General features: G+C 42.6%; 14 protein-coding genes. 6 read left to right on the forward strand and 8 right to left on the reverse strand.

Annotation, left to right across the window (positions count from 1 at the left end; all coding sequences use genetic code 11):
• The first annotated feature begins 226 nt into the window (after positions 1-226).
• Both porQ and FAM09_RS29050 read left to right on the forward strand, forming a co-directional pair.
• Positions 227-1,297, forward strand: coding sequence for a type IX secretion system protein PorQ (gene porQ / locus FAM09_RS29045; RefSeq protein WP_136580679.1), 1,071 nt, complete (start codon positions 227-229; stop codon positions 1,295-1,297).
• A 123-nt stretch (positions 1,298-1,420) separates the two neighbouring features.
• On the forward strand, positions 1,421-1,831 hold the full coding sequence (locus FAM09_RS29050) for a response regulator (RefSeq protein WP_136580680.1): 411 nt from the start codon (positions 1,421-1,423) through the stop codon (positions 1,829-1,831).
• A 156-nt stretch (positions 1,832-1,987) separates the two neighbouring features.
• Here FAM09_RS29050 and bioB read toward each other — a convergent pair whose 3' ends face one another.
• Genes bioB through FAM09_RS29070 form a run of 4 tightly spaced genes read right to left on the reverse strand, consistent with a single transcriptional unit; the run spans position 1,988 to position 6,067 of the window.
• Positions 1,988-2,962, reverse strand: coding sequence for a biotin synthase BioB (gene bioB, locus FAM09_RS29055; protein WP_136580681.1), 975 nt, complete (start codon positions 2,960-2,962; stop codon positions 1,988-1,990).
• A 15-nt stretch (positions 2,963-2,977) separates the two neighbouring features.
• Positions 2,978-4,609, reverse strand: a complete 1,632-nt coding sequence (locus FAM09_RS29060; RefSeq protein ID WP_166437308.1) for a sulfatase-like hydrolase/transferase — start codon at positions 4,607-4,609, stop codon at positions 2,978-2,980.
• Positions 4,515-5,891, reverse strand: a complete 1,377-nt coding sequence (locus tag FAM09_RS29065) for a class I SAM-dependent methyltransferase (protein ID WP_136580683.1) — start codon at positions 5,889-5,891, stop codon at positions 4,515-4,517. Before FAM09_RS29065 ends, FAM09_RS29060 begins: the two co-directional genes overlap by 95 nt.
• On the reverse strand, positions 5,888-6,067 hold the full coding sequence (locus tag FAM09_RS29070; RefSeq protein ID WP_136580684.1) for a hypothetical protein: 180 nt from the start codon (positions 6,065-6,067) through the stop codon (positions 5,888-5,890). The genes FAM09_RS29065 and FAM09_RS29070 overlap by 4 nt, the downstream gene beginning before the upstream one ends.
• A 208-nt stretch (positions 6,068-6,275) precedes the next feature.
• On the opposite strand from FAM09_RS29070, the gene FAM09_RS29075 reads away from it, so the two are divergent.
• Positions 6,276-7,493 carry a transglutaminase-like domain-containing protein gene (locus FAM09_RS29075; protein WP_136580685.1) on the forward strand — a complete coding sequence of 406 codons (1,218 nt, stop codon included), beginning with the start codon at positions 6,276-6,278 and terminating at the stop codon, positions 7,491-7,493.
• A gap of 14 nt (positions 7,494-7,507) precedes the next feature.
• Here the strand turns inward: FAM09_RS29075 and FAM09_RS29080 are convergent, their stop codons facing one another.
• The 3 genes from FAM09_RS29080 to FAM09_RS29090 all read right to left on the reverse strand — a co-directional run bounded on the left by FAM09_RS29080 (position 7,508) and on the right by FAM09_RS29090 (position 10,027).
• Positions 7,508-8,623 carry a M42 family metallopeptidase gene (locus tag FAM09_RS29080; RefSeq protein ID WP_136580686.1) on the reverse strand — a complete coding sequence of 372 codons (1,116 nt, stop codon included), beginning with the start codon at positions 8,621-8,623 and terminating at the stop codon, positions 7,508-7,510.
• Positions 8,624-8,691: 68 nt separating this feature from the next.
• Positions 8,692-9,534, reverse strand: a complete 843-nt coding sequence (locus tag FAM09_RS29085; RefSeq protein ID WP_136580687.1) for a UbiA family prenyltransferase — start codon at positions 9,532-9,534, stop codon at positions 8,692-8,694.
• 25 nt (positions 9,535-9,559) lie between these two features.
• Positions 9,560-10,027: a hypothetical protein gene (locus FAM09_RS29090; protein ID WP_136580688.1), complete on the reverse strand. Its 468-nt coding sequence runs from the start codon at positions 10,025-10,027 to the stop codon at positions 9,560-9,562.
• 52 nt (positions 10,028-10,079) lie between these two features.
• Here FAM09_RS29090 and FAM09_RS29095 point away from each other — a divergent pair, with 52 nt between their 5' ends.
• From FAM09_RS29095 to FAM09_RS29105, 3 genes are all read left to right on the forward strand, one after another.
• Positions 10,080-11,066, forward strand: a complete 987-nt coding sequence (locus tag FAM09_RS29095) for a LuxE/PaaK family acyltransferase (protein WP_136580689.1) — start codon at positions 10,080-10,082, stop codon at positions 11,064-11,066.
• 60 nt (positions 11,067-11,126) lie between these two features.
• The gene (locus FAM09_RS29100) at positions 11,127-11,498 is read left to right on the forward strand and encodes a hypothetical protein (RefSeq protein WP_136580690.1); all 372 of its coding nucleotides are present in this window, start codon (positions 11,127-11,129) and stop codon (positions 11,496-11,498) included.
• Positions 11,499-11,629: 131 nt separating this feature from the next.
• Positions 11,630-12,106, forward strand: a complete 477-nt coding sequence (locus FAM09_RS29105; RefSeq protein ID WP_136580691.1) for a cupin domain-containing protein — start codon at positions 11,630-11,632, stop codon at positions 12,104-12,106.
• A gap of 44 nt (positions 12,107-12,150) precedes the next feature.
• Here FAM09_RS29105 and FAM09_RS29110 read toward each other — a convergent pair whose 3' ends face one another.
• Positions 12,151-13,221 (reverse strand): oxidoreductase, encoded by a 1,071-nt coding sequence (locus tag FAM09_RS29110; RefSeq protein WP_136580692.1) that lies wholly within the window; start codon positions 13,219-13,221, stop codon positions 12,151-12,153.
• Positions 13,222-13,366: the final 145 nt, after the last annotated feature.

The raw sequence follows: 13,366 nt of genomic DNA on the forward strand, positions 1-13,366 counted from the left end.
GTTAATAATTATTCAACCGAGATTTTTTTTCATGTTGGTTGTTTTAAGGGTTAAAGAAATTCCTCCATGTCAATGGAGGAATTTTCGTTTATACAGGTCGCCTGTTCCCGGTTGCCAGGCATTAAGGTCCAGCATTTCCGCCAATAGTCAAGCAGTCAATTATTTCAGTCGGGTAACCGGCACCCGGTAACCGGCAACTAGTTTTTTTTAGCTATTTTCGTCAGGCGTGTCAAGACGACTGTATATATTACTTTTTTTATTTATCCTTGCCCGAACTCATGCACAAACATTGGGCGGCAGTACGGTTTATAACTTTTTACAACTTTCCAATACACCCCAGTTGACCGCTTTAGGCGGGATTAACATTTCCAATCAAACCGCTGATATTGGCCTGGCCTTTAACAATCCGGCTTTATTACGTGCTGCCATGCACACCCATACCTCCATGGTGTTTAATTCGTTTTATGCGGGTATAAAGAACTATCACGTGATGGCAGGGTTTCGCAATGAACCCCTTAAGACCACGTTTGCGGCAGGGGTTAACTATTTCAGTTATGGTTCCATGGCCGAAACAGATATTTCGGGTAACGTATTGGGCAATATGCGTCCTTCCGATTATGTAGTACAGGTAAGCGCCGCCCGTCAATATGGGGAGCGCTGGCATTATGGCGTAACGGCCAAGTTCATTCATTCTTCGTATGGTATCTATCGTTCTTCAGGGGTGGCCATGGATGCGGGTATTACCTACTTCGATTCGGCCCATTTGTGGCAGGCATCCCTGGTTGCCAAAAACATGGGGGCGCAGCTAAAGCGGTATGCCGGCAGCAGCGCGGGCGATCTGCCGTTCGACCTGCAATTGGGTATTTCAAAACGCCTGGCACATGCGCCGGTACAGTTCTCGCTTACACTATTTCAGTTGCACCGTTTTGATACTCGTTATAATGACACTTTATTTACAAACGAATTAGGCGGGGCGCAGGATAGCAAGGAAAAAAAATATATATTTGACAAGTTTTTCAGACATGTTATACTGGCCGTGCAGTTATACGTTGGTGATAAAGTTGAAATAACTGCCGGTTATAATTACCTCCGCCGCAAAGAATTAAATATAACGAACGCCGGCAACGGATTAAACGGTTTTTCAATGGGTGTAGGCGTTTTGTTTAAAAAAATCCAGATCCGCTACGCGAGGAGTTATTATCAAAATAACTCTTCATATAACCAATTCGGCTTAAACCTCAGGCTAAACGATTATTTCGGCTCAGGCGGGCTTTTTAACACCGCAGGAAATAAGTAATTGTTTCCCCTTAATTATTATTAACCGCTTTCCTTAAAGTTTTAAAATTTAAGGGATATGGAATGTTGTTTATCCCACAAAATCAGTAATCTTAATTTTTGCCATTAATTAAACCTTTTCTTAATGATCAAAGTGATTATAGCAGATGATCACAAACTGGTACGGGAGGCCTGGAACCTGCTGCTCAGCAGGGATAAACGGCTTTCTATTATTGCCATATGCGAGAACGGATTCCAGGTTATTGAAGCCTGTAAGACGCTTTCGCCAGATGTTGTTTTGATGGATATCAACATGGAGCCAATTAGTGGTATCGACGCTACCAAGGCTATCCGTGAATTTACCGATGACATCCGCATCATCGGCATTTCGGTTCATACCGATCTTCCTTATGTAAATGCCCTGATGCATGCGGGCGCTAATGGTTATGTTACCAAAAACTCTTCCGGTGAAGAAATGATAAGAGCTATTATGCTGGTGATGGATGGACAGCAGTATTTCTGTAAAGAGATTGTTGATATTTTGGGGGCGGTGTGAGGGGAAAGCAGCTGCAAGCTCCACGCAATACAGCTGAAAGCAAAAAACTGTAAGCTTAAAGCAAATGCAAAACTTACTTAAATAATAAAGTCCGAAGCCAGTTTTTTCTGTTGACTTCGGACTTTTGTATTTCTTACCTCTTACTTCGCAATGCTATTATCCAACAAGTTCTTTCTCTTCTTTAAAAGCTTCTCTCGGAGTCAACCCCAACAAATCAAACATCGCTTTGTCTTCATCGAAAGAAGGGTTGGGCGTGGTCAATAACTTCTCACCGGTAAAGATGGAATTAGCCCCGGCCATAAAGCACAATGCCTGGTCAGAAACGCTCATGGTTGCGCGGCCTGCACTTAAGCGAACCATCGCTTTAGGCATTAAGATGCGGGCCGTAGCGATCATCTTCACCATATCCCATACATCTACCTGCTGATTATTTTCCAATGGGGTGCCGGCTACCGGTACCAGTGCATTAATGGGCACGCTTTCAGGATGTTCGGGCATGGTGCTCAGCGTATGCAGCATTTTAATTCGGTCGGCATGTGTTTCGCCCAATCCCACAATACCACCGCAGCAAACAGAGATACCGGCTTTGCGCACGTTATCAAGCGTATCGAGGCGGTCGTTATAGGTGCGGGTTGAAATAATTTCTTTATAGTATTCTTTAGACGTATCTAAGTTATGATTGTAGGCATATAAACCGGCATCGGCCAGTTTTTGGGCTTGTGATTCGGTGAGCATACCCAGCGTACAGCACACTTCCATGCCCATTTCATTTACGCCCTTCACCATGTCTATAACGCGGTCGAAATCGCGGTTATCCCTTACTTCACGCCAGGCGGCGCCCATGCAAAAACGGGTTGAACCGGCGGCCTTTGCTTTGGCAGCGTATTCCAACACCTGGTCTTTTTGCATTAATGCATGTACATTAACACCTGTATTATATCGGGCTGCCTGGGGGCAATAGGCGCAGTCTTCAGAACAGCCTCCGGTTTTTATGGAAAGCAGCGTACAAACCTGTACTTCGCCGGTGTTATTATACTGCCGGTGAGCGCTGGCAGCACGATAAATGAGGTCGAGCAGCGGAGAATTATAAATTTCCTGTATTTCTTCAATTGTCCAGTCGTTTCTGATCATGCTGTTTTCAATTAATTAATGGCGAATATACACCGTTGAATCTTTTAATAAAGGTAGGGGTGCATTAAAATATTTTCGCAAAATAACCCGAAAAGTATTAACGGAAGAAATACTGTCGTACAAACCGGTATACTGCTGATCGGGAAAATATATAGCATTTAAGTTGCTGAATTCCAGTTGTTTCAGGTTTTTAGGAAATTCACGGTACCCATGATCGCTTTGAATGATGATGACCCGCGGGCGGTTGCCCGGCTTTAGTAATTGGGTTACAATATTTCTGATCACGGTGTTCGTATGCTTTAGTTGGGAAAGATAGCTTGCCTTTTTATAACTGTTGTTATGCCAGGTTGAATCAGGAGTTAAGTGCCCGGTACTGTCGAATAAATAAGGTTTGTGCGGCAACATAAAATGGGAATATACAAATGCCGGTTTTTTGTGTTGCTGACCGGCAATCTGCATTAATTGCTTGTATGTGTTTTGTAGCTGTTGCAAACTCAACCGGCTGTTTGCGGTATTTTCTTCAATAAAACGGCTGCTGTTAAAAGTTAATTGTTTAATGCCAGCCTGCCAGCCAATATCATTTATCAGACGTGATGGTAAAGTGGGGCTCATCAAAATCGCTTTCTTATTGCTCAGATAACTGATGCTTTGACGCGGCTTATCACCAGGTATAGGAAAAAAAGATTGATTTATGATGGTATAACCTAATTGCTGAAACAAACGGCACACCGGGTTGTTTTTAATGGTTTTTATTCCCTCGCAATATAACAGCAAATCAATTTTTTGATCAAATGCACGTTGGTGGTAGTCCATATTCAGTATACTGCCTATGGAAAAAGACGTATAATTATAATTGCTTTTTGCGTGGGCGACATTGTAAAATCCATGGGTGCGAAAAAATGAATCCAAAGCACTGTTGTCGTATTGCCAAAAATGTTGTAACGCATCCGAACCAGCATATCCATCAAAGACAATATAATGCACATCTGGTTTTATACAACTATCGCATGGGGGCAGTTGCGGCAGATCGCCGTTCGATTGATGAAGTGCAGTGAATGTTTTCTCAGGAAGCGTTTTTATCACCAATTGTATGCATTCCACTATTACCAATATGATCAGCAGCGTATTTAAATACAGAAAGAACCGGTATGGCGGCGCCTTCTTTTTCCGGCTGGAAATAAATAGAAAGACACCGATGGCAACTATTAATGGCAACAGGTATTTGTAATGAGCTAAAAACGGAATGTATTTCTCAATAAATAAGTAGATAGTGGAAAAAAAGAAATAAACAATTTCCAGGTAAAAGAAGGTCATGGCATATTGTACCCACGATGCCTTAATATAACGAATGGCAAGAAACAATAACACGGGCAAGCCAAGCATCCATGCTGTTACTGGTATAAACAGATCCTTCAGCGTAAGCATGGGGTAATACTCCGTTACCATGTGCAGTAAATAGAATACAGGTAAGAGTATCAGAAACAAACTGCTTTTACCAAGCCTTTCTTGTATATTTTGAATGATCTTCATGGGTTGTTTATCGGAAAGCTGGTTACCGTTTTCTTCGCATCCTGTATAAAATGCGGTGAGTGCCAGGTACAGGTACCTGTTCGATAATATCGAAATGCGTAGAGAAATAACGCTCAAAATGCGACTGATCGTAGTCTACAAAGGTATCAGGCCTGCTTTTCAGCATCTGCTGCACTTTTTCATCTTCTTTTGGTACAAATTCAATGATGAGTTCAGGGGCAATACTATTGAAATAGTCAGCCAGTACAGGTAATGAAATGTTTTTACCAATAACCAGGTGATGAACGAGCGCCAGGGCTGCTACCAGGTCAGTCTTGATTCGATCGTGAAAAGCGGCGCGTTCCTGGTTGTTGAAACCGATCGCGGGGGAGGGGTTGGCAATATCCAGGATCAGCGGCAGAATGTTGTCGATGTTATTTTTCTTCACCTCCTGGTACAGTCTCGAAATACAGCGGTTATCTGCATCGGTGGCAATCACCTGCATCTGGTAGCTCGCAAATAACCTGGAGAAATAACCATCATTGGCGCCAAGGTCCAGCACGCTACGGGCTTTGCTGTTTTGGCAAAACGCCCGTACGATCTTGTCTTTCTCCTGCAGGTAATCCTTGCTCAGGATCGTATCCTCATAATAATTGCTCCACGTGGTTTTATACGTTTTATTATTTGGGAAATTGGCAATGATGTTGGTCAAATGGCTGATCACATCCAGCAGCTTCTTTTTACTAAAAGCTGCGGTGTGTTTGTTAGCCGCCCTTGTACTGGTTGAGGTGGTGTGCTGCAGGTACACATGCAACCACACGCCCAGGCTCAGGCGGCTTTTAAGTGGCAATAGCTTGGCTATAAAGTCAACCGGTATGCCATCGATATAAGTGCTGAGTATTCTTTGTATATCGCTTTTTAAGTAATGCTCCAGGTATAAGGGAAACAAAAAACATTGACAGAACTGGCGGTAGGCGATCCAGGGTTGTTTTGGATCGTACGTATCGAACGACAGGGTGTCGATGAAGATTGGCCGCCCTTTATGAAATTGAATGTTATACGGTGTGGCGTCTTTGAGTATCATGCCATGCTGTAAAGATGTTTTCAGCACAGTAAGGGTAAGCAAAGCTGCATCCTGCAACTGTTCAAAACACCATTCGTATGGGTAAGAAATAGTTTGAAGCCGTTCGGGCAACAGGGTAGTGTACCATTCCTGCGAATTGGTCATATTTTCGACCACCTCTACATGGGGAATTAGCCGTTGTTGGCTTAGCAGTTGTTTGTACAGGCCGGATTCCATCAACTGGCGGTATTGCGCAGCATAGTACTGATTTACCTGCCGGTAAATTTTCCCTTCTGCTTCAAATACATAACCCGAGGGATCTTTAAATGATGAAGGATGACGTGTATAGCTTGTCATTTAGTAATATCTTCCCCCTCTGCATCCTCTTTTTTAGGCTTCCAGAAAAATGCTTTGATTCTCCACCAGATGTTTTTGAAATAGAACAAAGCCCCTACGATAGCGGCAATGATCATCTGTATCAGATAACTGCCACTACCGGGATCAACGTATAATAAAAAGATATTAGTGAACACCGACAAATTTTAAAAATAAAAGTAAATAAGAAAATGGTAGGTAAAAAATATTGTTTATTTTATTGATTTTTAGAAATTAAAAGAGCTATTTTGCCCGTTGGCAGGTGCTCATATTGCCGCTTTTTGTATGGTCAGGAATAAGCGATTTATACTTTGTTTAATACTATTTCTTTTAGTAGCCGCTTTGAATTTTATTGCCAGAAAAGAAATGGACTTTTCCTATGCCGTTGTGCCGGGTTATAATCACCTGTATGATTTGAATGAGCAAATAAGAATAACCCGTTTCACTCATAACGATCACCGTTCGGTTTCTATTGCCTTTAGCGGAAGTGCCATAAAAAAAGTAAACGAGTTTAAGGTTTATCATAACAATGTTTTACTCACTGAGGTTAAAGCCCCGGAGCTTACATTTCAACCATTGCCGGGTGGAAGGAAATATTATATCAAGGTTAATGATCTGCCCGGCGATGTAATTATTGAAATGGACCATACGCCCGATTCTGTATACAGAAAGGCGGGAAATTCAGGCGGCGGAGCTTTTGAAGTAACCGGTTCAAACATTCCCATTGAATCAGGACATACTTATAGCGTTAATGACTGGGCATTGACTTTTGATGATTTTAACAGCGAGGCCGACAATAAAGAGGCGGCGCTTTATTTAAAGGATTCAATGAATATAATGCCTGATGACAGTTCGGCAGAACGGGTTTTAAAAATAACCCATTTTGTTTTGCAAAGAGTTAAAGGCATGGATGGTGTTCCTAATGATGCTTTGTTTACGTTATCACCGGTTAACCAGTTAAAGTATGTTCAGGCAGGAAAATCAAAATTATGGTGTGGCAACTATACATCAATATTCGCATTTTTTGCCTGTAAAGCAGGGGTTCCTGTGCGCCTTGTCAGTTGCGGAGATGGCATAAATGGCAATATCTCTACTGGGGGGCACGTCTTTGCTGAAGTATGGTTGAAAGAAATTAACCGCTGGTCGTACGTTGATCTTTTGGCAAGAACAGTATCAATAAAAAAAGGCGATCAGTTTTTAAATGTGATCGATGTATCCCGTTTGTTGAAATACCCTGGTGATGATCCTGACCTGGTGGCGGCTTATTTTGATGGAGATAGCATAGTGCAGAAGCCATTTAGCCAGGTAGCTCATACGGCCCGGTATTATTTTCACAAAGACAATTCGTTCAGGTTCTATTTTAACGATTTCCTAAAAAGGCAAATCCCTAAAAATTTGCTTGAACGGGGAAAAAAGATCTTTTATACCAGGCCGTATTATGCTATGTATGGAGACAATCTTGCGATTGGACAATCGCAATTTATGTTCAGAATAATTACCACTTACGGGCTATTCTTATTGCTGGCGCTCTGTTTGTTTTTCGGCTTCAAAAGCTTCAGAAAACATAAAGCTGCCATCAAATAGTCGCCTCATTACTATTACAAATAGCTCAGATTTGTTTTAGGCGTTAGCGTTAATAAAGTCTCGTACATTAATTGAATGGTTTTCTCTATATCGCTTTTGTGCAGCATTTCAACAGTAGTATGCATGTAGCGTAATGGAATAGAGATCAAAACAGATGGGCAACCGTCGTTGGCATAGGCGAAGGAGTCGGTGTCGGTGCCTGTGCTGCGCGAAACCGTGCGCATTTGTACGGGTATATTTTTCTTTTCCGCTACGTCCTGTACCAGGTTCAGCAGCTTGTTATGCACGGCCGGACCAAAAGCCAGCGAAGGCCCTTTCCCGCAACTTACATCCCCTTCAATGATCTTATTGATCATGGGCGTATAGGTGTCGTGCGTAACATCAGTTATGATGGCCACATTGGGTTTTATGCGGCGGGCAATCATTTCTGCACCGCGTAAACCAACTTCTTCCTGCACGGCATTAACTACGTATAAACCAAAAGGTAATTGCTTTTTGTTTTCTTTCAACAGCCTGGCCACTTCAGCGATCATAAATCCGCCAACACGATTGTCAAAGGCGCGGCCAATTAAATAATCATAAGCCAGCTCATCAAAACCGTCCTGGTAGGTAACCACGGCGCCGACATGAATGCCCAGTTCTTCAACTTCTTTTTTCGAGCGTGCACCGCTGTCGAGGAACAGGTTTTCCACTTTGGGTTGCGGGTCTTTTGCATCGGGGTTATGTAACCGGGTATGAATAGCCGGCCAGCCAAAAACGGCTTTTACCGGTCCTTTCTTCCCATGAATAAATACCCGTTGTCCGGGCGCTATAATATGATCAACACCGCCATTGCGCTTCAGGTACACCAGCCCTTCCGGTGTGATGTAGTTTACAAACCAACTGATTTCATCAGCATGGGCTTCAATAACCACTTTAAACTCGGCTTTAGGATTGATGATACCCACTGCCGTGCCGTAAGGGTCAACAAAAGTGGTGTCAACCAGCGGAGTTATATAGTCTAACCATAATTTCTGTCCGCTGCTTTCAAAGCCAACAGGCGAAGGGGTATTGATATAGGTCTTAAGGAATTTATATGATTTTTCCGGGAGTGTGGAGGCAGCAGGAGCGGTCGATTTACTTTTAGCCATATTTACTGTATTAAAAGGTAAAACCCTGTTCTATATATGATAAAATTATTGATTTAATTGGCGCAAAACTACTTATTTGGAATGAATATAGTCAATAGCGACGAAAACATCATTAATCCATCCAGTACAAAGTAGTACAGGTAGTCGCTAAAATTCTTTTTAGCCAGGGGATATAATGCGGCTACAATAGCCCCGGGAATAAGCAATAGAACAATGGTTGCCGCAGAAAGTTGGTAGAAATATAACCCGATTGTGCTTACTGTAAACCCGAGTAACGAAAGCGCAAACAGGTTGTTGATGCCTCTTTCGTTAAAATAGGTGATCATGCTGCGAATACCCGCTTTTTTATCATAATCCCGGTCGCGGTAATCGAAAATGATGCAAATGGCATAAATCAACAGGAAACGGCTTAAACAAAATAACAAGGCTGCTTCGTTCCAGTGATGGTTGTCAATGGCAATGGGAAGAAAAGTGGTTACATACATCCATACAAAGGCCAGGAACAGCGTTTTGCCAACAGCGATCCTGCTAAGCCAGGCAAAAGGGCCAAATTGCAATTTGGGGGCAGAATAGAGAAAGGTAAGCAGTACTGCGCCACTCAGCCAGAACCAGTGTGCTATAAAATGAAAGAAATACCAGGCTGAAACCACGGCGCCAATTGCGGTCAATACCAGGTGCAGGGTTTTATGTTGTTGTGTCCATTGCACCCGCGCGTTTTCGCTGGTTGCGTTGGCGCTCAGGTACCAGTGAAAGTTATAACTGCAAAGGGTAGAAGCGAATACAAAAACCAGGTAACCGGTATAGTCGTACTGCAAATGAAGCAATTGGTTACATTGAACTACCATCAGCAAGGCACAACCGGCAATAAAACAACTGGTGAACAGGAACCAATCAAATAAATATTTAATCATCCTTCAGCCGGGAATTCAAACAGTGCTAATTAAACCGTTCTACAACAATATTGTCGGTAATTACGGTATCGCCTACGTTACCGCTTTTATCTTTCAGCACGATCTTGAAATTTAAGGTGTCTGGTTCTCTGTCATTGGGAGCGCCCGGTTGATTCCTGGCTTTTTGAGCGGTTACCAGGTATTCATTGTAAGTAAGGGTTATTTTGATGTCGCCTTTTGTTTTTTCGGGAAAATCAGGCAATTTAAAGGGCAGGTAAAAGTTGTTTAGTACCGGTACCTGAACGCTGTTGAGCCGTGATTTTATTAAAAAAATAGAATCAACATCCCCTTGTTTATCTGTGAACTCCAGTTCCATTACCATACTGCTTTGCAGGGGAACCTGGGTTGGAGTGATAGATTTTATTGTAACAGAAGGAGCGTCCTGGAACTTATCTTTGCTGCAGGCGACAAACAGTATCAGGGAAAGGGCGCTATATAAAACAAGCTTTTGCATATGTTTTAATTATCGTGTACAAATTTATAAGCCAAAAGTCTGTAATTAATTTATGATTTGTGAAATAGAAGATAAAATTTTTACCGTTGAACAGGCTGATTTTGAACAATTGGCGCTCGACGTTTTCCAATTCCAATACAATAATAATGCTATTTATCAGCATTACGTAAATGCGCTGTCAATAGTTGGGTCAAATGTGCGGTCTATTGACCAGATCCCCTTTTTACCCATCCGTTTTTTTAAGACTACCGACATAAAAACCACTGTTTTTGAACCGGAAGCCGTTTTTGAGAGCAGCGGCACCACCCAAACCGTAAACAGCCGGCATTATGTAAAAGATCTGAATATGTACCGCCGCAGTTTTTTACAGGCCTGGGAGCAGTTTTATGGACCTGTTACCGACTGGTGTGTTATCGGGTTATTGCCTGCTTACCTCGAACGCCAGAACTCTTCGCTGGTGGTAATGGTCAATGAAATGATCAAACTCAGCCGGCACGCCCACAGCGGATTTTATTTATATGAACATGAGAAGCTGGCGGCCGTTTTACAGGAACTTGAAAAGCAGGGACAGAAAACCATATTAATCGGCGTTACATTCGGCCTGCTCGATTTTGCAGAGAAATATCCCATGCCGTTACAACATACTGTAGTAATGGAAACTGGTGGCATGAAAGGCCGCCGCCGGGAAATGACAAGGGAAGAAGTGCACTTGTTGCTAACGACAGCCTTTCAAACCCATGCTATTCATTCAGAGTATGGCATGACCGAACTGTTATCACAAGCCTATTCATACGGGGATGGTGTTTTTAATTGTCCGCCCTGGATGAAAGTATTGGTGCGGCAGGATGATGATCCGCTCGATGTTCGGTTATCCGGCAGCGGTGTAATAAATGTAATTGACCTGGCTAATTTATATTCCTGTTCTTTTATTGCTACCGATGATGTAGGCATTGTTACAGCCGATGGAAGTTTTGAGGTGTTGGGGAGGGTTGATACGAGCGATATCCGTGGATGTAATTTGTTAATTGCCGGGGTGTAGATTTTAACAGCTCGTAATGCAACGATCGTACCTTGTTAACAGTCAAAAGAAAAAAAACGTATGAAGAAGATATTCTTTGTTTTGCTTGCATTGCCAATTTTTGCGTTTAAATGTAGTAAGAAGAATACCAGGGATGGTTATCTTGAGGGCAAGGTAATACGGGCTTCCTGTGCCAGCCTGGTGGTACAGGTATTGAATGACGATACCGTTGGTGAAGATGGTTGGAAGGACATGAAGAACAACAACGCTGTTTATGATAATGTGTTTTCAGTTACCAACGCATGTAAGGTCGCTGATAAATTAAGCGCTGGTACAACCTTTTATTTTAAAGTTACTCAACCGGTACCAAATGATTGTGTGTATTGTATGATGTTTGATGCGCCGCCAAATGCGAAATATGACATCACTGATATTTCCGTAACAGGAAAATAAATTGCCATCCCCGAACGTACAAAGGTGTGCCATGCTATTAAAAGTGTGGCACACCTTTGTTGTTAATGTTCATGTTAATATGAAGTTATTTTTGTAACTTCAGGAACTGCCCGTTTTAATCAAATACATTTATGGAGATCAAAGTAACTCACGGCTTTAAAATAGAAGCCGGCCAGGATCGCTTTAATGAGAAAGTAACTTTTTTAGGCGGAACATATGAATGTAAAGTGTCAGCCAATGATAGCCGGGGAGGTATTTGTGTGTACGATACTTTCAATATGGATAAAGAAGGACCGCCATTTCATTTTCACTATACGCAGGATGAGTGGTGTTACATCCTGGAAGGTGAATTTGTTTTCAAGGTAGGCGATGATATTTTTAATGCCAAAGCAGGCGATGCTGTTTTTGCACCCCGGCAAATTCCCCACACGTATTCAAGGGTCAGTGAAACAAACGGCAGAATACTCCTGGTATTTCAACCAGCCGGCACCATGGATGAATTCTTTCAGCAGGCCGGTCAGTTGCCCAACGGTACGTTACGTGATTTTGAACGATTGTACCGCATTCATGGCATGGAAATAGTTGGCCCGCCGTTGAAGTTTGAATAAAAGCCATTCCCTAACCTTCTCCGATGGAGTGGAGAAAACCCATATTACCGATAAGCAACAGGAAGTAAACCTGTACAGGAAATGGTGCTTTGTTTTTGATGGCTTTCAAAAGCCAGTTCAATCAGGCGGATCGTGTTATAACCATGTTCTATTCTTTCCCGCACCGGCTTTTTGTTTACAATGCTTTCCTGTAAATTTTTATAATACGCGGCATAATCGCCTTTGAGAGAAGGGTAGCGCTCACGAATTATTTTTCCCGCTACTTCTGTATGCAGTATGCCATAAATGTCTTCTTTTTCTTTCCCCCAATCTTCGCCAACAGGTAAAGCGCCTGCACGCAGCAGGGTTTCCTGTGGGTCTTCGCCCGATTTTACAAATGATCCGTGGGTACCATGAATTAAATAACGCGGTCCGGGTTCGCGCACCAACATACCGGCTTGCAGTATCACTTTCAAAAAACCATAATCAAGCCGCAGGTCAAAATAATCATCAACTCTGGCATGCTGGCGTTGCTTGCGAATATCTGCTGCTATTGTGTTGGGTAGGCCAAACAAGTACAATACCTGGTCAAGCAGGTGCGGACCAAGATCGAACAAAATGCCACTGCCAGGTAATTCATGTTCGCGCCAAGCCTGGGGGCGCGCTTCTGCGCGATAGCGATCGTAATGTCCTTCAAAAGTGTGTACTTCGCCCAACAGTTTTTTATCGAGGACTTCCTGGATGGTCAAAAAATCACTTACATAGCGGCGGTTCTGGTAAACGCTCAATACTTTTCCGGAGCGATGACCGATATCGGCCAATTGTTTGGCTTCAGCCGATGTATTGGTGACTGGCTTTTCCAATACCACATGCTTGCCGGCTTCCAGTGCAGCTTTTGCGTAGGGGAAATGCGTTTCATTGGGCGTAGTGATCACTACCAGGTCGATGGCATCATTTTGCAACAGCTCATCAATGCTTCTAACCACCTGAACATCGGGAAACTTCTCCTTCGACTCCTGTTTATGTCGTTCTACTACGCTTACTAATTTATAATTGGGGTTGGTAGAGATAAACGGGGCATGAAATACTTTTGCTGAAATACCGAAGCCAACGAGGCCAACTTTGATAGTATTCATGAGGAATTTTTCTTATAATGTATCATTTGTGAATTTAATATCAGTTTATGGTTTGTGGTTTATGGTTTGTTGTTCTTTTATTCGGGATAAATAATAGTAATCAATCTTCACGACTATTCTGCATTCCTTATCAGGAGCTAAGCAC

Origin of the sequence: Niastella caeni (assembly GCF_004834005.1) — a bacterium.
Classification (GTDB): Bacteria; Bacteroidota; Bacteroidia; order Chitinophagales; family Chitinophagaceae; genus Niastella; species Niastella caeni.

Bases quoted from the DNA above. Each gene is read 5' to 3' on its own strand.
- FAM09_RS29050 (WP_136580680.1), top strand. From the start codon at position 1,421: ATGATCAAAGTGATTATAGCAGATGATCACAAACTGGTACGGGAGGCC.
- bioB (WP_136580681.1), bottom strand. From the start codon at position 2,962: ATGATCAGAAACGACTGGACAATTGAAGAAATACAGGAAATTTATAAT.
- FAM09_RS29065 (WP_136580683.1), bottom strand. From the start codon at position 5,891: ATGACAAGCTATACACGTCATCCTTCATCATTTAAAGATCCCTCGGGT.
- FAM09_RS29075 (WP_136580685.1), top strand. From the start codon at position 6,276: ATGGACTTTTCCTATGCCGTTGTGCCGGGTTATAATCACCTGTATGAT.
- FAM09_RS29080 (WP_136580686.1), bottom strand. From the start codon at position 8,623: ATGGCTAAAAGTAAATCGACCGCTCCTGCTGCCTCCACACTCCCGGAA.
- FAM09_RS29085 (WP_136580687.1), bottom strand. From the start codon at position 9,534: ATGATTAAATATTTATTTGATTGGTTCCTGTTCACCAGTTGTTTTATT.
- FAM09_RS29090 (WP_136580688.1), bottom strand. From the start codon at position 10,027: ATGCAAAAGCTTGTTTTATATAGCGCCCTTTCCCTGATACTGTTTGTC.
- FAM09_RS29095 (WP_136580689.1), top strand. From the start codon at position 10,080: ATGATTTGTGAAATAGAAGATAAAATTTTTACCGTTGAACAGGCTGAT.
- FAM09_RS29100 (WP_136580690.1), top strand. From the start codon at position 11,127: ATGAAGAAGATATTCTTTGTTTTGCTTGCATTGCCAATTTTTGCGTTT.
- FAM09_RS29105 (WP_136580691.1), top strand. From the start codon at position 11,630: ATGGAGATCAAAGTAACTCACGGCTTTAAAATAGAAGCCGGCCAGGAT.
- FAM09_RS29110 (WP_136580692.1), bottom strand. From the start codon at position 13,221: ATGAATACTATCAAAGTTGGCCTCGTTGGCTTCGGTATTTCAGCAAAA.